Source organism: Staphylococcus sp. HMSC069D12, assembly GCF_001810405.1.
In the GTDB taxonomy this organism is placed as follows: Bacteria; Bacillota; Bacilli; order Staphylococcales; family Staphylococcaceae; genus Staphylococcus; species Staphylococcus haemolyticus.
In genome coordinates this window covers 372,049-396,769 of sequence record NZ_KV801108.1, presented here as the reverse complement: position 1 = coordinate 396,769, position 24,721 = coordinate 372,049, and the positions used below count along the sequence as shown (strand labels likewise).

The following is a 24,721-nucleotide window of genomic DNA, read 5'->3' as shown; positions in this document are numbered from 1 at the left end:
GGAATGATTGAGTCATTCTATGCTACAATAACTTTAAATTAATTATTCTGAAAAGGAGCAATGCTAATGACACAATATACATTTAAACCTAAAGATTTCAAAGCGTTTGAAGTTGAAGGCTTAGATGCTCGAATGGAAGCATTAAATGAATATGTAAGACCTCAACTTAATCAATTAGGAGATTATTTTAGTGAATATTTCACTTCTCAAACTGGAGAAACTTTTTATGCACATGTTGCAAAACATGCTCGTAGAAGTGTAAATCCCCCTGTAGATACATGGGTAGCTTTTGCTCCAAATAAACGTGGATATAAAATGCTACCTCATTTCCAAATTGGTTTATTTAAAGACCATTTATTTTTAATGTTCGGTGTTATGCATGAAGGAAAAGATAAAGCTGAACGTGTAAAAGTGTTTGATAAGCACTTTGATGTGCTTAAACAATTGCCTGAGGACTATCAAGTGAGTTTAGATCACATGAAACCTGAAAAATCCTTCATTAAAGATTTAAGTGACGATGAGTTACATAAAGCGATTGATCGTGTTAAGAATGTTAAGAAAGGAGAGTTTTTCGTTGCACGCTCCCTCTCTCCTAAAGATGTTGAATTAAAATCTGATAAAGCCTTCCTATCTTTTGTAAAAGAAACATTTGATGAATTTTTAAAATTCTATGAATAAATAAAACATTTAATTCAATATGAGTTGTAAACTATGTTTACCTTAGTAAAAGCCTGGGCCATAATTCAATGACTCAGGCTACAAATATATATTGGCAATAGTTGACTGATTTAAAAATGCACTTGTAATAAGCTTTTTTAATTCTAGTCATCCTTGCCTGGGGTTCGGGCCCCAACAAAGAGAATTTCATAAAGAAATTCTACAAGCTAAGCAAGCTGGGGTTACAACGAAATAAATTTTGGAAAATATTATTTCTGTCCCCTCTTTTTTTACGCCCAATTTTATTAGGTTGACCTAAAAATAAAGTTAGGTTATTATAAAATATATTAGTTTAAGGAGTTTTTTTATGGGTGTAATAGACAACAAAGAACAACGTAGTTTAGATGAAATTAATAGCACAATCGAATTTAATGGCTCGCAACGTACTAGTCAGAAATTTTTAGCTTTTCTAGGCCCAGGTTTACTTGTAGCTGTTGGTTATATGGATCCAGGAAATTGGATTACATCAATGCAAGGTGGCGCACAATTTGGTTATACTTTAATATTTGTAATTTTAATATCTAGCTTATCAGCAATGTTGTTACAAAGTATGACTGTTCGTTTAGGTATCGCTACTGATAAAGATTTAGCCCAAATGACTCGTCACTATTTAAACAAACCAACTGCAATTATATTTTGGGTGATTGCTGAACTTGCAATCATTGCCACTGATATTGCTGAAGTAATCGGAAGCGCGATTGCTTTGGATTTACTTTTTAATATTCCTTTAATCATAGGTGCTTTAATAACAGTTTTTGATGTATTTTTATTACTTTTTATAATGAAATTTGGTTTTAGAAAGATTGAAGCAATCGTTGGTACTTTAATCTTTACTGTACTGATGATTTTTGTATTTGAAGTTTACATTTCATCTCCAAATTTAATTGAAATACTTAACGGATTTGTTCCACATTATCAAATTATTGCTAATCATAGTATCTTGTATATTGCATTAGGTATTATTGGCGCTACAATTATGCCTCATAATTTATATTTGCACTCATCAATCGTGCAATCACGTAAGTATAATCGCCATAGCTTTACTGAAAAAGCCCAAGCGATTAAATTCGCAACAATTGATTCTAATATTCAATTAAGTATCGCATTTATTGTAAATTGCTTACTACTTGTTCTAGGGGCTGCTTTGTTTTATGGAGTCAATTCAAATAGCATAGGTGGTTTCTATGATTTATATCAAGCTTTAAGAACACAACCCGTATTAGGTGTTGTAATGGGAAGTATAATGAGTACACTATTCGCAATAGCATTATTAGCATCCGGTCAGAATTCAACAATCACTGGTACACTCGCAGGTCAAATAGTTATGGAAGGGTTCTTAAAACTTTCTATACCAAATTGGATGAGACGCTTAATCACAAGAAGTTTGGCTGTCATACCTGTTTTAATATGTCTTGTTATTTTCCGGGGCAATGAGTCTAAAATGGAACAATTGCTAGTATTTTCACAAGTGTTCTTAAGTATTGCACTACCTTTCTCATTAATACCACTGCAATTAGCCACAAGTAATGAAAAATTAATGGGTCCGTTTAAAAATAAAAAGTGGGTTAATATATGTGCTTGGAGTTTAATCATCATATTGAGCTTCCTCAATATTTATCTAATAATAGAAACCTTTAAAGAATTATAAAAAAATCTAACGATTTAGCATTATAAATACTAAGTCGTTAGATTTTAGTTTTATATTTTAATAAATATATGGATCATCTTTCTTACGTTCATTATATGATTTTTCAGTTTGCCATTCATCCATTTTTAATTTTTTTGATTTAGGTTTTTGTTTAGGTAGATTAGGATCCTTTTTAACAAATAGCATGATTGCTACAACAATCCACAATATTCCTGCAATTAAACTCATATTAAATATACCTACTAATGCTGCGACAATTAAAAGACAACCTGCTAAAATAGGACGACCTTTAATGATTAACATACCAATAATGCCTAACAACGTTGAAAAGATTAATGTTCCCATAGAAAAAGCCATAGCAAAGTTGACCATTTCAGGTGTAACTTTAACATCTTGATTTCCAAATTGTTTTAGCATTTGTTGATATTGTTCAGTATTATTGTTATTCCTAACCATAAAGTAAGATAGTGATGACATAATTAAATAAAAAATACTTAAACCACAAGCAATCCATCCAAGAATTAACTCTACTTTTCTACTCACTTTCTTAGCCTCCATTATTAAAGTATTTAATTAAATCATACTAAAATTGTAATCTGTTTGCGACTAACTTCATGAATTAAATTGTGGATATTGACACAAAAACGGTTAAGCCATATATGACTTAACCGTTTTAAGTGTATATTAGTTTTTATTATCTTCTTCTTGGTTGTTGACGTCTTTCTCTGATTCGATGTCATCTTTATTCAAGATTTGTTTACGTTCTTCATAGTTCATACGACGTTGACTAGCAGCACTTGGTTGATTTTTACGACGCTCTTTCATACGTTGATTATAAGCTTTGCGCTTTTCTTTTTTCTTAGCTTTAATTTCAGCTTTTTCTCTCTTACGTTGTGCTTTTTCTTCTCTTTTATCAACTTTTGGCTCAGTATCTACTATATTTTCAGCAAAATCGTAAGACTCTTCATCACTAGTGTTATCAAATTGTGATTTTTTATTCGCCTTTTTGTTGTATTTAGCCTGTCTAGAGAGTACTCCCGTTGCTTCAACATCATCAGCATCCGATTGATACTCTCCAGTAATTGCACGTTTTGGATATTGATTATATTTATCTTCCTCAGTATCAGTTGCTAAATCTTGCTCTTCATCATTACGAATCGTTGTTTCATCGTAGTTGTTATCTCGATAATTACTATCGATATCATCATTGTAATAAGGTTTTTTACGACGTGCACGACGTTCAGATTTTTTGGTTTTACGTGGTGATTCAACATAGTCTTCATCATAATCATTATATTGATTATGATCGTCGTAATCATAGTCATCATTAATATTTCTATTAAATCCATAATAACGATCATCATATTCATCTCTAGGATAATATTGATTTTCGTAGCCGTGTGATGGACCATACATAGGCACTGTCTCGACCTTGCTCTTCCTTGCAAACATCATGATTGCAATAATAAAGAAGAAAATAGGAATAATTAATGTTACGAATAATAATACTAATGGCAATGTAATAATTGAGGCAATTAAAAATAAGAATCCAGAAAGTATTCTCATATTCATAGATATAAGTGCTAAAAATGAAATAAGCAAACACACTATGAAATAAACGATAATTGCCCACACACCATTTTGTAACCAAATTACAAATTGTGTTGTATTTAAACTATTATTTGTTAAAATTTGCTGAATTAGTTCATTACTATTCATTGAGTTTTCAAGATTTTGAATTGATGTATCATTACTAAATGACACGAGTGCAATAAACATTGTAATAACCGTCAATATAAGTAAGAAAATCCAACTAAACCAACCTAAAAGTTTTTCAGTCAGACGACTCACAGGCCGTTTGATTTGCGTGTAACGTTCTCCTGACATGTATTACAACTCCTTATTTTACTTATCAAATAATTATATCTAATTCATTATAAAATAACTACTATTTATAGTCTATTTTAAAGACATTTTAAAGTTTAAGAAACTTTCGTTATATTCTCCTAAAGTTTTAGGACCTAAATCTTTGTAGACTTCTAATCGTGATTGCTCTTTTTGAGTAGGATAGAAACGATGATCATCTCTAACTTCTTTAGGTAACAACTGACGAGCCGCTTTATTTGGTGTAGCATATCCGACCCATTCTGTATTTTGTTTATTATTTTTAGCATCAAGAAGGAAATTCATAAATTTATAAGCCCCTTCTTTATTCTGAGTGGTTTTAGGAATAACCATATTATCAAACCATAGGTTAGATCCTTCTTTTGGAATAACATAATTATATTTGTCACTATCTTGCACTAAAGGAGCTGCAACACCACTCCATACTACTGCAATATTCCCCTCATTTTGTTCAAGCATCATTGTGACTTCGTCTCCAACAACGCCACGAACTTGTGGTGTAAGGTGATTCAAATCTTTCTCTGCTTCTTTTAAATGACTTGGATTTGTATCATTTAAACTATATCCTAATTTGTTCAAAGCTAATCCCATAATTTCTCGCGCACCATCAACTAATAAAATATCGTTTTTATATTTAGGTTGATATAATGCTTGCCAACTACTAAAGTCTCCATTTGGGTAAACCTCTTTATTATATAAGATGCCTACAGTACCAAAGAAATAAGGTAGTGAATACTTATTATGTCTATCATATGACATGTTCATGTAATCAGAATCTAAATTTTTTATATTTGGAATTTTACTATGATCTAGTGGTTCCAATAAATTTTCATGCTCCAATTTCTGAACGGTATATTCACTAGGAAAAGCCACATCATAATGGGTTCCACCATTTCTAATTTTAGCTTCCATGGCCTCATTAGAATCAAACGTTTCATATATAACTTGAATACCTGTTTCTTTCTCAAATTGTTTAATTAAAGCGGGGTCTATATATTCTCCCCAATTATACACGTATATCTTTTCACCAGTACTAGTATTATCCTGCGATTTAAACCAGTGACTTATACCTAAGCATATTAATCCAACGACAATTGCACCTAATATTAACTGTAAAAATCGCTTCACTGATTTACACCTCGCTTAGTTAATTGTCGTCTCTTAACTGTATGTTGTATTGCATAATAACCGATAATTCCTAATACAATAGCTGCAAATAAAATAGTTGAAATTGCATTTATTTCCATACTAATACCTTTACGTGCCATAGCGTAAACTTCTACAGATAATACACTAAAGCCATTACCGGTTACAAAGAAACTTACTGTAAAATCATCTAATGAGTATGTTAGCGCCATAAAGAATCCACCTATAATTGAAGGCATTAAATTAGGTATTAATACATGTCCAAGTATTTGTGATTCCGTAGCACCTAAATCACGTGCAGCATTTAGAATATTATTATTCATTTCATATAACTGTGGTAACACTACGATAACTACGATAGGAATGCAAAATGCAATATGCGACGCTAACACTGTTCCAAAACCTAGTCCTAAACCAGTTAAATGCCCTATTGCTGTAAACATAATTAAAAATGAGGCACCAATAACTACATCAGACGAAACCATTAGCACATTATTAAGCGTTAATAATGTTACTTTAAATTTTTTATTTCTTAAATAATATAATGAAATGGCACCAAATGTTCCTATTATGGTAGAAATTGCAGCTGCTAATAACGCAACTGATATCGTATTAAAAATTACAGACATCAAACGATCATTCTGAAATAGACTTTGGTAATGTTCCAAAGTAAAATGCTCAAAATGAATCATATTTCCCGCTGAATTAAATGAATAAAACATAAGGAAAAATATCGGAATATATAATATAGCTAATAAAATGCCAATATATAATTTTCCATACCACTTCATTTAATTCACCTTCTTTCGTCCGTGGATTTCGATTTAGTAATGATTAAAATAAATGCCATAAATACAATCAAGAATATGGCGATTGTAGAACCCATACCGTAATTCTGAATAACTAGAAATTGTTCTTCAATCGATGTACCAATATTGATGACTTTATTACCTGCAATTAATCTTGTAATCATGAATAGCGATAATGCTGGAATAAATGTTACTTGAATGCCTGTCATGACACCTTCTTTAGTTAAAGGTACGATAACTTTTCTAAATGTAGTAAATGGACTAGCCCCTAAGTCACTAGAAGCTTGTAACAAATTATTCGGGATAGCTTTCATACTATTAAATATAGGTAGAATCATAAATGGTATATAAATATAGCTGGCTACTAATAAAAATGCTCCCGGTGTAAATAATAGATTAGCCGAAGGTAAATGAATAAAATTTAGAAATCTATTTATTAAACCCTCATGGCTTAGTAAACCAATAAAAGCATATGTTTTAAGTAATAGATTTATCCACGTCGGAATAATTAAAATGAGCAACCACATATTTTGATTTTTTGACGAACGAATAAAATAAGCAGCAGGGTAGCTAATTAATAGAGTGATTATAGTAATTAATGCTGCATAAAAAATCGAATCCCACATCATTTTTAAATATTTCATTGATAATATTTGTTCATAGTTTGTAAAACTAAAATGACCATTTAAATCAGTGAATGAGAAATATACAAGTAAAATAACCGGCGCTATTATGAATAACACCATCCATAATAAATATGGAATGATTAGCACTTTATTTATATTACGCATTGTCAAACTCCTCATAACTTTCAATACGTTTATCAAATTCCTCTTCTGTTTCACCTGGAACCATGATGTGTATTGCCTCAGGGTCAAAATAGAGTCCTACTTCGCTTCCAACTTCTGCTTTTTTAGTTGTCTGTATGACCCATTCATATCCTTTTCTATCAATGCAACAAAATTCATAATGAACGCCTCTAAATAGCATTGAATCAACAGTAGCTTTAAATAGCCCTTTGTCTGCTTCTATTAATGAAATATCTTCAGGTCTAATGACGACTTCGACATTTTTGCCTGAAGGTATACCAGCATCTACACATTCAAAATCTTGACCATATATATTTACTACGAAATCCTCAACCATTTTACCCTCAACAATATTGGATTCGCCTATAAAATCAGCTACAAAGCGATTGACCGGTTCATCATAAATATCTGTAGGTGTACCAAATTGTTGAATTTTACCGTCTTTCATAACAAATATGTAATCGCTGAGTGCTAATGCTTCTTCTTGATCGTGAGTAACAAAGATGAAAGTAATTCCTAAACGTTTTTGTAATTCACGCAATTCATACTGCATTTCAGTTCTTAATTTTAAATCCAAAGCAGATAGAGATTCATCTAACAATAAAATTTCCGGCTCATTAACTATTGCTCTTGCGATAGCAACGCGTTGCTTTTGACCGCCACTCATTTCATTAATATTTCGTTGTTCATACCCTGATAATTTCACTAGTTTTAAAGCATTTATTACTTTTTCATCAATATCTTTTTTGGAATGCTTTTTCAACTTTAAACCAAAAGCAATATTGTCATAAACATTCAAATGCGGAAATAAAGCATAATCTTGGAAAACAGTGTTTACCTTTCTTTTATTTGCAGGCAAATCACCTATTGATTTATTTAAATATATAATATCTCCATCATCTGGTTGTTCGAATCCAGCTATAAGTTTTAAGATTGTGGTTTTACCACAACCTGAAGGACCTAGTAATGTATAAAAATGTCCTGACTCAATCTCTAAATCCATTTTGTTTAATATCATTACATCGTCAAAACCTTTTGTCACACCTTTAAAAGATAACAATGGCTCCATTACTATACTCCTCCTTTATAAATATGATGCTGTCGCAACAATTAAAATTTCAATTTCATCGGTTGTTTCATTATGTAATTGATGTATTTCATTAGCCCTAAAATATAAAACATCTTGTTCATTTGCCTGATATCGTGAATTTCCTAATGTAAGTGTTACACAACCTTTTAAGCAATAAATGAATGTATCTGACTCAGATGGATCAAAGTGTTTATAAGACGCACCTGGTTTTAATGATAATATGAGCGGTTCCATTTCAAATTCATTAGATTTCATTACCAACCAATTAAGGACATAACCTCTATCATATTCATCGTAAATAGTTCGTTCATTTTTAGTGTATAGCACTTTTTCTTTTGATTTCTCTTTAAAAAAATCACTAGGAGAAGTACCTAACACTTCTAGAATATTTAAAAATGTTTCCATACTAGGAGAAGCATGTTGACTCTCAATTTGAGATATGTACCCTTTTGATAAATCTGTTCGTTCTGCCAGCTCTTCTTGCGTTAAATTCTTTTGACGTCTTAAATTACGTAATTTATTTCCAATTTGCATCGCTAATCACCTTAAAAAAGCTATACTTTGTTTAGTAATATTAAACATTTTGTTTAATGCTTAATAAAAGTAACAAAATATAGCTTTAACTTCAATACTTTTTTGAAATTAATTAAAATTAATGATGCAGATATTATGATTTTTAATAATTAACGTTAAATCGTTATAAGTTATTTTGCACTGAATGATGTTAATTCGGGATTGTTCTTTACTTCTTGTACAACTTTATAACTATTATAATTACTTTTTTCTTCAAATTCTTTAAATAGTTGCTTTTCTTCTGCTTTGCCGGGAACAATTTCTTTGAATCGTTTATAATGATTCATTAAGTCTTGACCGTTAACCGAGTTTTCATAATAATTTTCAATTTTATTAAAGAAAGCAATTACATCAACCATTTCTTCATTAGACCAATCTAAGTCTAGTGGATATTGGTATTCCATTTTATTCCTCCATTCATTGTGTTAGCCATTAGTAATCTATTACCCTTTTTTGGTTAAATAATTATAAAAAAGGGGTGAAACCAAGTTCAAACATGAACTTGAGTTGCACCCCTCTTGGATGTCAAATAACCTCAATCAAATCTAATTAAAGTTATTCGATCTATATAGTTAGTCAGTTTGACTAAAAATTACATTGTGTGGATTGGCATTCCAATTGCTTTTTCAGCAGCTTCCATAGACATTTCACCTAATGTTGGGTGAGCATGTACTGTTAATGCGATATCTTCAGCATTCATACCAGCTTCGATAGCTAGACCTAATTCAGAAATGATATCTGAAGCGCCATTACCAGCAATTTGTGCACCGATAACAGTATCGTCTTCTTTAAGTGTGATAAGTTTAACGAAACCAGTTGTATCATCTAATGATAAAGCACGGCCGTTACCAGCATAAGGGAACTTAGAAGCTTTGTAGTCTAAACCTTCTTCTTTAGCTTGTGCTTCTGTGTAACCTACTTGAGCTAATTCTGGTTCAGTGAAACATACAGCTGGCATACCGATGTAGTCTACTTCTGATGCTTGACCAGAGATAGCTTCAGCAGCTACTTTAGCTTCATAACTTGCTTTATGAGCAAGTGGTAAACCAGGAACGATATCACCAATTGCATAAATATTGTCGATAGAAGTACGGCTTTGTTTATCTACTTCTAATAATCCACGATCTGCGAATTTAAGTCCTAATTCTTCTAAACCTAATTCGTCTGTGTTTGGACGACGACCAACAGTTACTAATACATAATCAGCTTCGATAGTTTTTTCTTCACCTTTAGCTTCATAAGTAACTTTAACGCCATTTTCAGTTTCTTCAGCATTTTTAGCCATTGCTTCAGTAATGATTTCAACGCCTTTTTCTTTCATGCCTTTTTTAACTGGTTGAACCATTTGTTTTTCGAATCCGCCAAGAATTTCTTTAGCGCCTTCTAAAATTGTAACATCTGAACCAAAGTTAGCAAATGCAGTACCAAGTTCTGAACCAATGTAACCGCCACCTACAACGACTAATTTACTTGGAACTTCTTGTAAGTTTAATGCACCTGTTGAATCGATAACACGTTTACCAAATTCAAAGTTAGGAATTTCAATTGGTCTAGAACCTGTTGCGATAATAGCGTGTTTGAAATTGTAAGTTTGTGCACTTTTTTCATCCATAACACGTAAGCTGTTATTATCAACGAAATAAGCTTCACCTTTTACAATCTCAACTTTATTACCTTTTAATAAGCCTTCAACACCACCAGTTAATTTGTTTACAACTGATTTTTTGAATTCTTGAACTTTGTCGAATTTAAGTGATACGCTTTCAGCGATAACACCTAAGTTTTCAGAGTGTTGAGCTTCTACAAAGCGATGTGAAGCGTGTAATAATGCTTTTGAAGGAATACAACCAACGTTTAAGCATACACCACCTAAGTTACCTTTCTCAACGATAGTAACTTTTTGCCCTAATTGTGCTGCGCGAATTGCTGCTACGTATCCACCAGGACCTGCTCCGATTACAATAGTATCTGTTTCAATTGGGAAATCTCCAACTACCATGTTTTACCCCTCCATTAATAATAATTCTGGATTATTTAATAAGCGTTTGATGTGATTCATAGCATTTTGTCCAGTTGCACCATCAATTTGTCTGTGGTCAAAGCTTAATGATAAAGCTAATACTGGAGCTGCCACGATTTCACCATCTTTAACGATAGGTTTTTGAGCAATACGGCCAATACCTAAGATAGCTACTTCTGGGTGGTTGATAACTGGAGTGAACCATTGTCCACCAGCTGAACCGATATTACTGATTGTGCATGTTGCACCTTTCATTTCATCAGATGTTAATTTACCATCACGAGCTTTAACTGCTAATTCGTTGATTTCATCTGAAATTTGGAAGATTGATTTACGGTCTGCATTTTTAACTACAGGAACTAATAAGCCTCTGTCAGTATCAGCAGCGATACCAATATTCCAATAATGTTTGTGTACAATTTCGCCAGCTTCTTCATTGAATGAAGTGTTAAGTGCTGGGTATTTTTTAAGTGCAGAAACTAATGCTTTAACAACATAAGGTAAGAAAGTTAATTTAGTACCTTGTTCAGCTGCAACTTCTTTGAATTTTTTACGGTGATCCCATAAATCTTGAACATCAATTTCATCCATTAATGTTACGTGAGGAGCAGTGTGTTTTGAGTTAACCATTGCTTTTGCAATTGCTCTACGCATTGCTGGGATTTTTTCAGTAGTTTCAGGGAAGTCTCCTTCAGGTACTGATTGAGTTTGAACTGCAGAAGTATCTTCTGATGTTGATGCAGCTGCACTTTCATTTGAAGCTGTTGCTGCTTGAGCACCACCACCATTTAAGTGGTTATCAATATCTTCTTTAGTAATACGACCATTTTTACCTGAACCAGCTACTGCTTTGATGTTAACGCCTTTTTCACGTGCATATTTACGAACAGATGGCATAGCTTTGATTTGTCTATTTTCATCTACTTCTTCATCTTGTGAAGCTGATGCTGCTGGTGCTTCTTCAGTTTTAGCTTCTTCTTGAGTTGGTGTTTCTTCAGATGAAGCATCGTCATCGTGACCACCTTTAAATTGCATATCTTCTGCATCAGGTGCATCGATTTTGACAATAACATCACCTACAACTGCTACAGTACCTTCGTCAACTACAACTTCTTCAACAGTACCGCTAACAGGAGATGGGATTTCAACTACAGATTTGTCATTTTGAACCTCTGCTAATACATCATCTTCTTCAATTGTATCTCCGGCTTTAACAAACCATTTTACAATTTCACCTTCGTGGATACCTTCACCAATGTCGGGTAATCTAAATTCAAATGCCACGTTCTTGTCCTCCTAGATTTCTTATTCATCATTTAATAAATTTATAACATAGAGCAAGGACAGAATAATTTGAAAGCCTAAACACAAACTATTTTGCCCTAATTCTCTAGTTTACACTTACTTATTCACACATAGAGTAAAAAGTAAACATTTTGCTTACTTCCTATAAGTCTGCTTGCTAGCTAATTGATAAGCTAAAATATTAGAATTCTAAAGTTGCTTTAGCTTTTTCAATGATGTCGTTTTTGTTTGGTAACCAAACATTTTCAGCTTGTGTAAATGGATATACTGTATCAGCAGCAGCCACACGAGCGATTGGTGCTTCTAATGAAAGAATAGCACGTTCAGCTAATTCAGCAGCTACAGTAGCACCAACACCAGCTTGACGTTGAGCTTCTTGAACTACTACAGCACGGCCAGTTTTTTCAACTGATGCAACTAAAGTATCGATATCGATAGGTTGTACAGTACGTAAGTCAATAACTTCAACTGAGTAACCTTCTTTTTCTAATTCTTCAGCAGCTTTTTCAGATTCTTGAACCATTGCACCGTAAGCGATTAATGTGATGTCGTTACCTTCTTTTTTCACATTAGCTTTACCGATGTCAATTGTATATTCTTCTTCAGGAACTTCTTCACGGAATGAACGATATAATTTCATATGTTCTAAATATACAACTGGGTCATTAGATCTGATTGATGAAAGTAATAAACCTTTAGCATCATATGGACCTGAAGGAATAACTACTTTAATACCAGGTGATTGAGCTAAAATACCTTCTAAGTTATCAGCGTGAAGTTCAGGAGTATGAACACCACCACCGAATGGTGCACGGATTGTAACAGGTGCTACTTTTGAACCACCTGAACGGAAACGTGTACGAGCAATTTGACCTGCAACTTCGTCAAATACTTCAAATACGAAACCAAGGAATTGGATTTCCATTACAGGACGGAAACCTTCAACAGTTAAACCAAGAGCTAAACCACCGATACCTGATTCAGCTAATGGTGTATCGAATACACGGTCTTCACCGAATTCTTTTTGTAAACCTTCAGTTACACGGAATACACCGCCGTTAACACCAACGTCTTCACCGAAAACTAATACGTTTTCGTCATTTTGCAATTCAGTTTTAAGCGCATTATTAATCGCTTGAACCATTGTCATTTGTGCCATGGCTTATTTCGACTCCTTCTCTTTGTAAATTTCATATTGTTCAGCTAAGTTTTGAGGCATATCTTCGTACATGATATCCATTAAGTCAATAACTGTTTGTTTTGGAGTATTGTCAGCCTCTTTGATAGCTTTCTTGATGTCGTCTTTAGCACGTTCAATAACTTCATTTTCTTTTTCTTCGTTCCATAATCCTTTGTTTTCAAGGAATTTTCTGAAACGAACTAATGGATCTTTTTTCTCCCAATCTGCATCTTCATCTGAAGTTCTATAACGAGTTGGGTCATCTCCAGCCATTGTATGTGGACCATAACGGTAAGTCATAGTTTCAATTAATGTTGGACCTTCACCATTAATAGCACGATCACGAGCTTCTTTAGTAGCTTGATATACAGCTAATGCATCCATACCATCAACTTGGATACCTGGGATACCTACTGCAATAGCTTTTTGAGCTAATGAAGTTGCTGCTGTTTGTTTACTACGTGGTGTAGAAATAGCATAGTTATTGTTTTGGATAACAAAAATTGCTGGTGCTTTATAAGCAGAAGCAAAGTTGATACCTTCATAGAAGTCACCTTGTGAAGAACCGCCGTCACCAGTGTATGTGATAGCAACTGCTTTTTTACCACGTTTTTTAATACCGAATGCTACACCAGCGGTTTGAATATATTGAGCACCGATAATGATTTGTGGACTGAATGCATTAACACCTTCAGGGAATTGATTTCCTTTGAAGTGTCCTCTTGAGAATAAGAAAGCTTCAGTTAATGGTAAACCATGCCAAATGATTTGTGGCACATCACGGTAACCAGGTAAGATGAAGTCCTCTTTTTCTAAAGCATATTGTGAAGCTAATTGAGAAGCTTCTTGTCCAGCTGTAGGCGCATAGAAACCTAGACGTCCTTGTCTGTTTAATGAAATAGAACGTTGGTCAAGAATACGTGTCCATACCATTCTTTCCATTAATTCTACTAGTTGTTCATCAGTTAAATCAGGTACTAAGTCTTCATTTACGACATTACCATCTACATCCAAAATTTGAACCATTTCAAATTTCGACTGAGTATCATTTAATACTTTTACTGCATCGAATTGGGCTTGTAACTTAGGAGCCATTCAATTCACCATACCTTTCCCATATAATAGAAATTCATTTTATCCTCTCATAGTGTACCACAATTTATTTATACTGTTAAATATTTTAGTAAAGTTCTGTATTACTAAAAAAGATACAGTTTTTTACAACTGTATCATTCCAATCAACTAATCTGTACTAATGCTTATATTGCTACAGATTATCAACATCTTGTTTTTCTTTATTTACTGTGTTCATAGCTTTTGAATAATCTTTAAATTTATTTTGGAAATTCTTCTGAGCTTTATTCAATGCATCATTTTTTTCATCAACTTGTGTTTGAGTTACACCATCTTGTTTAATAAGTTCGAACAAGTCTTTTTCTTTTTCCAAGACATTTTTATACGCACTTGCATATTCATCATGTACTTTATATTTATTTTTTACAGCATCGTCTAATTGCTTAACTTCTTTTTTCTTATCATCACTTTTAATTTCATCAATATGTGACTCGCCTTTTTTAAACTGTTTTTCAGAATCATTTAAAGTTGATACTTCTTTATCAAATGTTTCTTTTCTCTGTTTGATATTTTCAAGAATATCATCAGCAGCTTTCTTACGAGTATCCTCATTATCACTATTAGCTTTTTTATATAAACCTTGCTTCTTTTCCTCAAGTGAGTTTAATTTTTTGCTAATGCTATTAATTGATTGCTCTTTATCAAAAGCTTTTTGAATATTTTCATTATACGCTTTAACTTCTTTTTTATCTGTTGTACAGCCTGCTAATAAAATAGTTGATGCTGCTACTACCGCAACTGTTTTACGTAGTTTCATTGAGTGTAAACCTCCTAGTAGTCATTCGACTGTAATAATATAGAATTATACTTTATAAATCAAATGAAATAAGATAATGTACTTATTATTCATTTTTCTGTTATATTTTATTGTAAGGAAGGTGTATGACATGTTAACTATGAAAGATATTATAAGAGATGGTCATCCTACGTTACGTGCTAAAGCTGAAGACGTAAGTTTGCCTCTTTCTGATGAAGATAAAAATACATTAAAAGAAATGCGTCAATTTTTAATTAATAGTCAAGATGATGACATTGCAAAAAAATATGATTTACGTTCTGGTGTAGGTCTAGCCGCCCCACAAATTAATGTTTCAAAACGAATGATTGCTGTCTATTTACCTGATGATGGAAATGGAAAAGCTTATGACTATATGCTAGTTAATCCTAAAATTATGAGTCACAGTGTTCAACGTGCTTATTTACCTACTGGAGAAGGTTGCTTAAGTGTGGATGAAAATATCCCTGGTTTAGTTCATAGACACTTCAGAGTAACAATTAAAGCGTTAGACATTGATGGTAACGAAGTTAAATTGAGATTAAAAGGTTACCCTGCAATTATATTCCAACATGAGATTGATCATTTAAATGGTGTTATGTTCTATGACTATATTGATCAAGATAATCCATTAACTCCACTACCTGATTCTGTTGAAGTATAACTTTTAACAATTTTATTTTGCTCAAACTATTTTCAATGATGGAACTAGTTTGAGTTTTTTTTGTATTATGGTTGTTGAATTAAATTTATTCCTTTTAATAATTTTAAAAAATATATAACGTTTATGAAGTAATGAAGAGATATAAACTGCTTTATTTATTTATATACATAATGTAAAATAAGTAGTAACTGAAATCTTAGTGTAACGCTAATTTTCAAATAATGAACGACATTAACAATTACCTTAGTGAAAGCTTGAGACTCAAATTTACAAGATATTTATATGAATGTATATTATTAGGTCGACAATCATCAAGTGACTTTAAAATCATTATTTATACAGATAAATTTATCTTCTTATTTATGATTTATGAAGCAATTCCTATTGTCGTAATCAACTAGATTTGAAGTATCAAGTTAATAAATTAGGGTTCAGATTAATATAATCAATTTAGATGTTTAAATTTAGGAGGAACTATCCAATATGGCAGTATTTAAAGTATTTTTCCAACATAATAAAGATGAAGTAATCGTTCGTGAAAACACAAATACGATTTATGTTGAAGGTGAAACAGAAGAACAAGTAAGACGTTATTTAAAAGACCGCAATTACAATATCGAATTCATTACTAAATTAGAGGGCGCACATTTAGAATATGAAAAGGAACATTCTGATCATTTTAACGTGGAGAATGCTCAATAATGAAGCAATTACATGCTAACGAAGTAGGTGTATATGCTTTAGGTGGCTTAGGTGAAGTCGGTAAAAACACTTATGCTATCGAATATAAAAATGAAATTGTTATCATTGATGCCGGAATAAAATTCCCTGATGATAATTTATTAGGGATTGATTATGTTATTCCTGATTACACTTACCTCGAACAAAATCAAGACAAAATTGTCGGTCTATTCATTACACATGGACATGAAGACCATATAGGTGGTGTGCCCTACCTATTAAAGCAAATTAATGTACCTATCTATGGCGGTCCATTAGCATTAGGATTAATTCGCAACAAGTTAGATGAACACAACTTATTACGTAATGCTTCATTAAATGAGATTACAGAAGATAGTGTTATTAAGTCTAAACACTTTGAAATATCATTTTACCTAACTACACATAGTATTCCTGAAGCTTATGGTGTAATAATTGATACACCTGAAGGTAAGATTGTTCATACAGGTGACTTTAAATTTGATTTCACTCCTGTAGGCGAACCTGCGAATATTGCTAAAATGGCAGAATTAGGTAAGGAAGGCGTATTATGTCTATTATCTGACTCAACAAATGCATTAGTACCTGATTTCACATTAAGTGAACGTGAAGTAGGTCAAAATGTAGATAAAATTTTCCGTAACTGTAAAGGACGTATCATATTTGCTACATTTGCTTCTAACATTTACCGTGTACAACAAGCGGTTGAGGCTGCTATTAAATACAATCGTAAAATAGTAACATTTGGTCGTTCCATGGAAAATAATATTAAAATTGGTATGGAATTAGGCTATATTAAAGCACCGCCAGAAACTTTTGTTGAACCAAATAAGATTAACAATATTCCAAAACATGAATTACTAATTTTATGTACAGGATCTCAAGGTGAACCGATGGCGGCTTTATCAAGAATTGCAAATGGAACTCATAAGCAAATTAAAATTATACCTGATGATACTGTTGTATTTAGTTCATCACCTATTCCAGGTAACACTAAGAGTATCAATCGCACGATTAATGCATTATACAAAGCGGGTGCTGATGTTATCCACAGTAAAATTTCAAATATCCATACATCAGGTCACGGTTCTCAAGGCGATCAACAACTTATGCTTCGCTTGATTCAACCGAAATATTTCTTACCAATACACGGTGAATATCGTATGCTTAAAGCGCATGGACAAACTGGTGTCGACTGTGGTGTTAAAGAAGAGAACGTCTTTATCTTTGATATCGGTGATGTACTCGCATTAACACATGACTCTGCTCGTAAAGCCGGGCGCATACCTTCTGGTAATGTGTTAGTAGATGGTAGTGGAATTGGTGATATAGGTAACGTTGTTATTCGTGATCGTAAATTATTATCTGAAGAAGGATTAGTCATTGTAGTGGTTAGTATTGATTTCAACACTAATAAATTACTTTCAGGTCCAGACATCATTTCTCGTGGTTTTGTGTACATGCGTGAATCAGGTCAATTAATTTATGACGCTCAACGCAAAATTAAAACCGACGTAATTTCTAAATTAAATGCTAATCCAAACATTCAATGGCATCAAATTAAATCTTCAATCATTGAGACATTACAACCTTATCTATACGATAAAACTGCTCGTCGCCCAATGATTTTACCTGTGATTATGAAAGTAAACGAAGATTAAATATAATGATGTACTTCACATAGAGAAATAAATCCGTAAATGAATTATAATATTCATTTACGGATTTTTTATGGAATTTCACCTATGAATCTTTTTCTTGATTAAAATTTGCTGGCAACGTTTTAACAAATGTAAATAATACAATTGTTTGAATCACAACCATTATCATTAATCCAATTCGAATATATAAGTTTGAAATCATAAAAATAGAAAAACCAACTACTATATATAAACTTATAAGTATTCTTATTTTTTCTTTCATAGTATACCCTTTGTATTTTTTAAAATTTTCAACATAATTTTTATAAATTTGAGTGCTTTCAAGCCATATTTTGAATTTCCGAGAACTATTAGTAAAACAAATCGCTGCTAAAATTAGAAAAGGTGTCGTAGGTAGTAATGGTAATACTGCCCCTGTAAACGCGATTACAGTAAATACTATTCCTAATGCTATTAATACATATCTCATGTAGTAGAATCATCACTCCATCATCTTATTCTCAAAAAATTGTTGCTGATTTTTAAATTCTTCTAACTGTTTATAAAAACATCACAAATATCAATGTTACTAAATATGAAATCAATAGATTTTTATTTAGTAGTCATTAAATAGTTGTGATGCAACATTTATCTTACAATTTTCTTTTCAAAACGATTTAAATCATTATCGTGTCCGATCATAATCAATATATCTCCAAATTCTATATTCATAGACGGGTCTGGTGATACAACAATTTCCTTGCCTCGTTTAATTGCTATTATATTAATTCCAAATTGCGCACGAATATCCAAATCAATAATTGATTGGCCTGTCATTTTTTCGCTTGCTTTTAATTCAACTAGTGAATGCTCATCTGCTAATTCAAGGTAATCTAAAACACTAGCACTTGCGACATTATGAGCGATTCGTCGTCCCATATCTCTTTCAGGATGGACAACTGTATCCGCACCAATTTTATTTAAAATTTTAGCATGATAATCATTTTGAGCTTTAGCTGTAACTTTCTTAACTCCTAACTCTTTGAGAATTAGCGTAGTTAATGTACTAGATTGAATATTTTCACCAATCGCTACTATAACATGATCAAAGTTACGTATCCCTAAACTTTTCATCACTGCTTCATCAGTAGTATCAGCTACTACAGCATGCGTTGCAATATCACTATATTCATTGACGCGTGCCTCATCTCTATCAATTGCCATAACATCCATATCTAATGCATTTAATTCTCTTACAATACTTCCACCAAATCGACCTAACCCAATAACAACATATTCTTTCTCCATTTAATGGCTACCCCTATCTATAAAAAAATAAGGAAAAAGCTGAAACAATCGACATCATGTAGATCACTATTAACCAAGTTAATGTACATAGATGTTAATTATTTCAGCCCCCTTTTATTATTATAATTATTTTTTACCCTCAACATATTCTTTATCGAATACAAATAATCTTAATAATAATATTAACGATGGAACTAATAAAAGTAAACCTAAAATAAATACAATCACTAGTGCTAAGCCCATTGAAGCATTAACACCTGAATCACTCACTTTGATGTATGAATATAACAAGTAAGGTAATTTACTTATTCCGTATCCATAAAAAGCGAATGCCATTTGTAATATAACCATAATAAATGCTAGACCATGATATTTCTTGATGAAGTTTAAAATTCCGGCTACTACAAAACAAATGAAACTTAATGCGAACATCCACCAATAATTTTGAACTGCATTATTAAAATGATCTGCATTTTGAATTCTTAGAGATAAGAAAACAAATAGAGAAATAATAATCATTGGAGGTCCCCAGAAAATAAACCATTGTCGCATATATTTATAAGCTACTTCATCTTTAGCTTTCGAAGCGTAATATGTTAAAAATCCAGAAGAAATATATAATACACTTATGATTGCTAGAAAGACGACTGACCATGCAAATGGACTTAGTAATAATTGGAACCAATCTAAATCAAAATGAGAACCACGTTCAGTAATATAGCCACCTTCAGATATAGTTAATACCGTTGCCAATGATGCTGGTATTAACAAACCTGTAAGTCCATACATGATAATCCATGGTAATTTAGTATCCTGACCATAATGTTCAAACGCGTAAAAACTTCCTCTAATAGAAATTAAAATCAATGCAATTGAACCAGGAACTAATAGCACAGTACCAAAGTATAACGCTGAATCAGGGAAAAATCCTACGAATCCGACAAAGAAGAAAACAAAGAAAACATTAGTAACTTCCCAAACAGGATTTAAGTAACGCTCTACTAAGTGATTTATCTTTCTCTCTTCCCCAGTTAATTTTGTGTGTAAGGTAAAGAAACCTGCACCAAAGTCAATTGAAGCAACAATGATATATAAGAATAAGAAAGTCCAAAGTACGGTAATACCTATAGTTGTGTAATCCATTAAGCATGACCTCCCTTTTCAATGACTTTATCTACATCATTTTGAGCAGGTTTGTCTTTGAACATGCGAATTAAAACATATGCAGATGTAAAAAGTAATACTAGATAAAGTAGTCCGAATAGAATTGTTACAAGTGTTATTCCTCCTGCCTGAGTAGCAGCTTCACTTACTCGCATATAACCTCTAACAATCCATGGCTGACGACCTACCTCAGTTAAAAACCATCCAAATTCGATTGCTAACATTGCAGCTGGTCCTGTAAGAAGAACTGCATATAGCATACCTTTATGCGTAACGTATTTACGCAGTTTTTTAATCATTAAAGTTAAAATAAAGGCTCCTGAAATAACAAAACATAACACACCCATAGTTACCATTAAGTCAAAGAAATAATGAACGATTAATGGAGGTAATTCATTTTTAGGGAAGTCATTAAGACCCTCTACTTTAGTATTTACATTGTTGTCTGCCAAGAAACTAAGCATACCTGGAATCTTGATTGCACCTTCAACTTCTTGAGTCTTTTCATTTAGAACTCCGAAAAATACTAAATCAGCCTTAGATTGTGTATCAAAATGCCATTCGTAAGCTGCAAGTTTTTCTGGTTGAACTTGATGTAAGAATTTAGCAGATAAGTCTCCAGCTAACATTGACAATAATGTTGATATGAAACCAACAATCATAGTCATCTTTAAGGCCTTTTTATGATATTCTGCATCTTTGTTGTATTTATTTTTCAATAATTTAAAAGCTGCAATAGATGCAAGAATAAACGCCATTGTCATACCTGCTGTAGCTACTACATGAAACGCCCTAACTAGGAATGATGAATTGAACATTGCTTCAAGTGGTTGTACATTAACCATTTTGCCATCTTTCATTTCAAAACCTGCAGGTGTATTCATAAATGAGTTTACAGAAGTAATAAAGAACGCGGAGAATGAACCACCAATGATGACCGGTATACTAATAATGAAGTGTGTCCATTTATTTTTAAAGCGATCCCATGTGTATAAATAAATACTAAGGAAAATAGCTTCAAAGAAGAATGCAAAAGTCTCCATAAATAAAGGTAAAGCAATCACGTGCCCACCCATTTTCATAAATGTTGGCCAAATTAATGATAATTGTAAACCGATAATCGTACCAGTTACAACACCAACAGCCACAGTAATGGTATAACCTTTCGACCAACGCTTAGCTAGTGCTATATATTTAGGATCCTTGTTTTTAATTCCTAAAAATTCTGCGATTGCGAACATTAAAGGCATACCAACACCGACAGTCGCAAAGATGATATGTACTGCTAGAGTCATACCTGTTAGGAAACGACTAATTTCAACGGAATCCATAATTTTATCACCTTTTCTATATCTAATTTTTAAAAAGCAATTAATTTAAATTATATTATGTTCTAATTTCTAACTAAATCCTTTTGCTTAAATTTAAGAAAGATTTTTAATATGTAATTCACATAATTTTCACAGTTTGCAATTGGATCAAAAATTTTATATAGTAATTTTCATGATAACAACCAAATTGGGAGTGAACTAAATTGACGGAATTAGTTATTTATACACAAAATGATTGCCCGCCTTGTACATTTGTAAAAAATTATCTTACAGAACACAAGGTAGATTACATTGAAAAAAATATCTCGAATAATGAATACCGTTCTGAGATGATTGATTACGATGCATTTGCTACACCTTTTATACTTTTAGATGGTGAACCAATGTATCAAGTTGATTTGGATAAAATCAACACTAAGTGTCACATTAAATCATAAAGTCATCGCAGTAATAACCTAACACTAAAAAGGAACTATTTAGTTGTTAGGTTTTTTATTTTGTAATACAAAAACACCTCAACTTAAGTTAAGGTGTTTCGAATACATCATTATTTAGAAATGTTATTAACTAAATCTTTTACTTCTTCTTGAGTAGCACAATTAATTGCACGATTTGCTAATTCAGACATTTCATTTTTACTTAAACCAATAATTTGTCTTCTAGCTTTTAAGATAGATGTCGCACTCATTGAGAATTCATCTAATCCTAAACCTAATAATAATGGGATAGCTGTTTCGTCTCCAGCCATTTCACCACACATACCAGTCCATTTACCTTCTTTATGAGAAGCTTCAATGACTTGTTTAACCAAGCGTAAAATAGCTGGGTTATAAGGTTGGTATAAGTATGAAACGCGTTCTGACATACGGTCAGCTGCCATAGTATATTGAATTAAATCATTAGTACCGATACTGAAGAAATCCACTTCTTTAGCAAAGATATCAGCTAAAGCAGCTGTAGATGGAATCTCAACCATGATACCTAACTCAATTTCATCAGATACGTCATGACCATCATTTTTAAGATTTTCTTTTTCTTCTAAAAGAATGGCTTTAGCATCACGGAATTCATTGATTGTAGCTACCATTGGGAACATAATGTTTAATTTACCGTAAGCTGACGCGCGTAATAATGCACGTAATTGTGTTCTGAAGATATCTTGCTGATCTAAGCATAGACGAATTGCTCTGTAACCTAAGAATGGGTTCATCTCTTTAGGTAGATTTAAATAAGGTAATTCTTTATCGCCACCAATATCTAATGTACGAACTACAACTCGTTTGTCTTTCATTGTTTCTAGCACTTTTTTATAGGCTTCAAATTGCTCATCTTCAGTTGGCATTTGATCTCTACCCATATATAAGAATTCAGTTCTATATAAACCGATTCCTTCAGCACCATTTTCCATTACACCGTATAAATCATCAGGTGTACCGATATTAGCAGCTAATTCAGCATGTTCACCGTCGATTGTTACCGTTTCAGCATCACGTAATTTTTGTAATTCTTTTTTATCTTCAAAGAAACGTTCACGTTTGTTTTGATAAGCAATTAACTCATCTTCTGTAGGGTCAACAATAACGTCACCTGTGATTCCGTCAACGATAACCATATCGCCTTGTTTAACTTCTTTAGTAACTGATTTTGTACCAACAACTGCAGCAATTTCTAATGATCGACTCATAATTGCTGAATGGCTCGTACGACCACCAATATTTGTTACGAAACCTTGAACAAATTCTTTATTTAATTGTGCAGTATCTGAAGGCGTTAAGTCGTTACCAACGATAACAACACTTTCATCAATCATACTTGGGTTTGGTAATTTAACACCTAAAAGATGTGCTAGCACACGTTTAGATACGTCTCTAATATCTGCTGCACGCTCTCTCATGTATTCATTATCCATAGATTCGAAGATTGTAATAAATTGTGAAGTTACTTCATCAAGCGCTTCTGGGGCACTCACTTTTTCGTTCGCAATTTTGTCTTCGATTGGTTGAATCAACTCTGGATCATCAAGTACTAATAAATGCGCATCAAAGATTGCGGCTTTATCAGGACCTAATTGTTTTTCAGCATTATTTCTGATTTTAGTTAATTCAATTTTAGAAGCTTCTAACGCATTTCTGAATTTTTGGATTTCAGCATCAGTATCAGTGACTTTTTCATTAGTGAATGATAAATCAGGTTCTACTAATAAATAAGCTTTAGCAATTGCGACACCGTCTGATGCCGCAATACCATTAATTAATTTTGACATAATTATTCAGTTAAACCTTCTTTAGATAAGACATCACTGATAGCTTGAATTGCGTCTGCTTCATCGCTTCCATCAGCATAGATAGTGATTTCAGCATCTTTACCTACACCTAAACTCATAACGCCCATGATTGATTTTAAGTTAACTTTTTTACCGTTATATTCTAATTGAATATCTGAATCAAATTTTGATGCAGTTTGAACTAACATAGTTGCAGGACGTGCATGAATACCAGTTTCATCAATAATTACATAAGATTTTTGTTCCATAATCTATTTCTCCTTCGCAAAGTTAGAATATTCAAATTTGTCATAATCTAACATAATTTTATACCATAACACTACCAAAATATAATACTAAATTCAATTCTAATAGGATTGAAAAACTATTATAATCGGTTTTTATAGAAATAAACAAGTGTTTCAAATTGTATAAATTAGATTCTAATCTTCAATATTTTTCACTTACTTATAATATGCACAAAACACTAATTAAAATCCCTATAACAACTTCGGTTTAA

Annotated in this window: 25 protein-coding genes; 6 read left to right on the top strand and 19 right to left on the bottom strand. The window is 32.4% G+C overall.

What is annotated here, in order from left to right; translation table 11 throughout:
• Positions 1-66: 66 nt before the first annotated feature.
• Together HMPREF2737_RS07685 and HMPREF2737_RS07680 are read left to right on the top strand one after the other, a co-directional pair.
• On the top strand, positions 67-678 hold the full coding sequence (locus HMPREF2737_RS07685; protein WP_037549385.1) for a YktB family protein: 612 nt from the start codon (positions 67-69) through the stop codon (positions 676-678).
• A 346-nt stretch (positions 679-1,024) separates the two neighbouring features.
• Positions 1,025-2,365 (top strand): Nramp family divalent metal transporter, encoded by a 1,341-nt coding sequence (locus HMPREF2737_RS07680; RefSeq protein ID WP_037549383.1) that lies wholly within the window; start codon positions 1,025-1,027, stop codon positions 2,363-2,365.
• Positions 2,366-2,422: 57 nt separating this feature from the next.
• Here HMPREF2737_RS07680 and HMPREF2737_RS07675 read toward each other — a convergent pair whose 3' ends face one another.
• The 13 genes from HMPREF2737_RS07675 to HMPREF2737_RS07615 all read right to left on the bottom strand — a co-directional run bounded on the left by HMPREF2737_RS07675 (position 2,423) and on the right by HMPREF2737_RS07615 (position 15,093).
• Positions 2,423-2,908, bottom strand: coding sequence for a DUF4064 domain-containing protein (locus HMPREF2737_RS07675; RefSeq protein WP_037549375.1), 486 nt, complete (start codon positions 2,906-2,908; stop codon positions 2,423-2,425).
• 141 nt (positions 2,909-3,049) lie between these two features.
• Positions 3,050-4,252: a lipoteichoic acid stability factor AuxB gene (gene auxB / locus HMPREF2737_RS07670; protein ID WP_037549373.1), complete on the bottom strand. Its 1,203-nt coding sequence runs from the start codon at positions 4,250-4,252 to the stop codon at positions 3,050-3,052.
• Positions 4,253-4,324: 72 nt separating this feature from the next.
• The gene (locus HMPREF2737_RS07665) at positions 4,325-5,398 is read right to left on the bottom strand and encodes an ABC transporter substrate-binding protein (protein ID WP_037549371.1); all 1,074 of its coding nucleotides are present in this window, start codon (positions 5,396-5,398) and stop codon (positions 4,325-4,327) included.
• A complete protein-coding gene (locus HMPREF2737_RS07660; protein WP_037549369.1) occupies positions 5,395-6,207 on the bottom strand; it encodes an ABC transporter permease in 813 nt (270 codons plus the stop codon). The genes HMPREF2737_RS07665 and HMPREF2737_RS07660 overlap by 4 nt, the downstream gene beginning before the upstream one ends.
• Positions 6,208-6,212: 5 nt before the next feature.
• Positions 6,213-7,016 (bottom strand): ABC transporter permease, encoded by an 804-nt coding sequence (locus HMPREF2737_RS07655; RefSeq protein WP_037549366.1) that lies wholly within the window; start codon positions 7,014-7,016, stop codon positions 6,213-6,215.
• The gene (locus HMPREF2737_RS07650) at positions 7,009-8,103 is read right to left on the bottom strand and encodes an ABC transporter ATP-binding protein (protein ID WP_037549363.1); all 1,095 of its coding nucleotides are present in this window, start codon (positions 8,101-8,103) and stop codon (positions 7,009-7,011) included. The genes HMPREF2737_RS07655 and HMPREF2737_RS07650 overlap by 8 nt, the downstream gene beginning before the upstream one ends.
• Before the next feature lie 15 nt (positions 8,104-8,118).
• Positions 8,119-8,658, bottom strand: a complete 540-nt coding sequence (locus tag HMPREF2737_RS07645) for a helix-turn-helix domain-containing protein (protein WP_011276130.1) — start codon at positions 8,656-8,658, stop codon at positions 8,119-8,121.
• Between the two features lie 170 nt (positions 8,659-8,828).
• Positions 8,829-9,101 carry a UPF0223 family protein gene (locus HMPREF2737_RS07640; RefSeq protein WP_037535602.1) on the bottom strand — a complete coding sequence of 91 codons (273 nt, stop codon included), beginning with the start codon at positions 9,099-9,101 and terminating at the stop codon, positions 8,829-8,831.
• A 188-nt stretch (positions 9,102-9,289) separates the two neighbouring features.
• The gene (gene lpdA, locus HMPREF2737_RS07635) at positions 9,290-10,696 is read right to left on the bottom strand and encodes a dihydrolipoyl dehydrogenase (RefSeq protein ID WP_037549360.1); all 1,407 of its coding nucleotides are present in this window, start codon (positions 10,694-10,696) and stop codon (positions 9,290-9,292) included.
• Positions 10,697-10,699: 3 nt separating this feature from the next.
• The gene (locus HMPREF2737_RS07630) at positions 10,700-12,001 is read right to left on the bottom strand and encodes a dihydrolipoamide acetyltransferase family protein (RefSeq protein ID WP_037549358.1); all 1,302 of its coding nucleotides are present in this window, start codon (positions 11,999-12,001) and stop codon (positions 10,700-10,702) included.
• 202 nt (positions 12,002-12,203) lie between these two features.
• Positions 12,204-13,181 carry an alpha-ketoacid dehydrogenase subunit beta gene (locus tag HMPREF2737_RS07625; RefSeq protein WP_011276134.1) on the bottom strand — a complete coding sequence of 326 codons (978 nt, stop codon included), beginning with the start codon at positions 13,179-13,181 and terminating at the stop codon, positions 12,204-12,206.
• A gap of 3 nt (positions 13,182-13,184) precedes the next feature.
• A complete protein-coding gene (gene pdhA / locus HMPREF2737_RS07620) occupies positions 13,185-14,297 on the bottom strand; it encodes a pyruvate dehydrogenase (acetyl-transferring) E1 component subunit alpha (RefSeq protein ID WP_011276135.1) in 1,113 nt (370 codons plus the stop codon).
• 172 nt (positions 14,298-14,469) lie between these two features.
• Complete coding sequence (locus HMPREF2737_RS07615; RefSeq protein ID WP_037549356.1) at positions 14,470-15,093, bottom strand: YkyA family protein; 624 nt, start codon at positions 15,091-15,093, stop codon at positions 14,470-14,472.
• 130 nt (positions 15,094-15,223) lie between these two features.
• Here HMPREF2737_RS07615 and def point away from each other — a divergent pair, with 130 nt between their 5' ends.
• From def to rnjA, 3 genes are all read left to right on the top strand, one after another.
• Complete coding sequence (gene def, locus HMPREF2737_RS07610) at positions 15,224-15,775, top strand: peptide deformylase (RefSeq protein WP_037549353.1); 552 nt, start codon at positions 15,224-15,226, stop codon at positions 15,773-15,775.
• Positions 15,776-16,258: 483 nt separating this feature from the next.
• Positions 16,259-16,477 (top strand): DNA-dependent RNA polymerase subunit epsilon, encoded by a 219-nt coding sequence (locus tag HMPREF2737_RS07605; protein ID WP_002448185.1) that lies wholly within the window; start codon positions 16,259-16,261, stop codon positions 16,475-16,477.
• Positions 16,477-18,156 (top strand): ribonuclease J1, encoded by a 1,680-nt coding sequence (gene rnjA / locus HMPREF2737_RS07600; RefSeq protein WP_011276138.1) that lies wholly within the window; start codon positions 16,477-16,479, stop codon positions 18,154-18,156. The genes HMPREF2737_RS07605 and rnjA overlap by 1 nt, the downstream gene beginning before the upstream one ends.
• 82 nt (positions 18,157-18,238) lie before the next feature.
• On the opposite strand, the gene HMPREF2737_RS07595 is transcribed toward rnjA, so the two are convergent.
• The 4 genes from HMPREF2737_RS07595 to HMPREF2737_RS07580 all read right to left on the bottom strand — a co-directional run bounded on the left by HMPREF2737_RS07595 (position 18,239) and on the right by HMPREF2737_RS07580 (position 21,938).
• Complete coding sequence (locus tag HMPREF2737_RS07595) at positions 18,239-18,625, bottom strand: YbaN family protein (RefSeq protein ID WP_037549350.1); 387 nt, start codon at positions 18,623-18,625, stop codon at positions 18,239-18,241.
• Positions 18,626-18,783: 158 nt separating this feature from the next.
• Positions 18,784-19,443 (bottom strand): potassium channel family protein, encoded by a 660-nt coding sequence (locus tag HMPREF2737_RS07590; RefSeq protein ID WP_011276142.1) that lies wholly within the window; start codon positions 19,441-19,443, stop codon positions 18,784-18,786.
• A 126-nt stretch (positions 19,444-19,569) separates the two neighbouring features.
• Positions 19,570-20,586, bottom strand: coding sequence for a cytochrome d ubiquinol oxidase subunit II (locus HMPREF2737_RS07585; protein WP_037549348.1), 1,017 nt, complete (start codon positions 20,584-20,586; stop codon positions 19,570-19,572).
• Complete coding sequence (locus HMPREF2737_RS07580; protein ID WP_037549345.1) at positions 20,586-21,938, bottom strand: cytochrome ubiquinol oxidase subunit I; 1,353 nt, start codon at positions 21,936-21,938, stop codon at positions 20,586-20,588. Before HMPREF2737_RS07580 ends, HMPREF2737_RS07585 begins: the two co-directional genes overlap by 1 nt.
• 203 nt (positions 21,939-22,141) lie before the next feature.
• Here HMPREF2737_RS07580 and HMPREF2737_RS07575 point away from each other — a divergent pair, with 203 nt between their 5' ends.
• Positions 22,142-22,375 (top strand): glutaredoxin family protein, encoded by a 234-nt coding sequence (locus tag HMPREF2737_RS07575; protein ID WP_011276145.1) that lies wholly within the window; start codon positions 22,142-22,144, stop codon positions 22,373-22,375.
• 110 nt (positions 22,376-22,485) lie between these two features.
• Here the strand turns inward: HMPREF2737_RS07575 and ptsP are convergent, their stop codons facing one another.
• A complete protein-coding gene (gene ptsP / locus HMPREF2737_RS07570; protein WP_037549342.1) occupies positions 22,486-24,201 on the bottom strand; it encodes a phosphoenolpyruvate--protein phosphotransferase in 1,716 nt (571 codons plus the stop codon).
• A gap of 2 nt (positions 24,202-24,203) precedes the next feature.
• On the bottom strand, positions 24,204-24,470 hold the full coding sequence (locus tag HMPREF2737_RS07565; RefSeq protein ID WP_011276148.1) for a phosphocarrier protein HPr: 267 nt from the start codon (positions 24,468-24,470) through the stop codon (positions 24,204-24,206).
• Between the last annotated feature and the right edge of the window lie 251 nt (positions 24,471-24,721).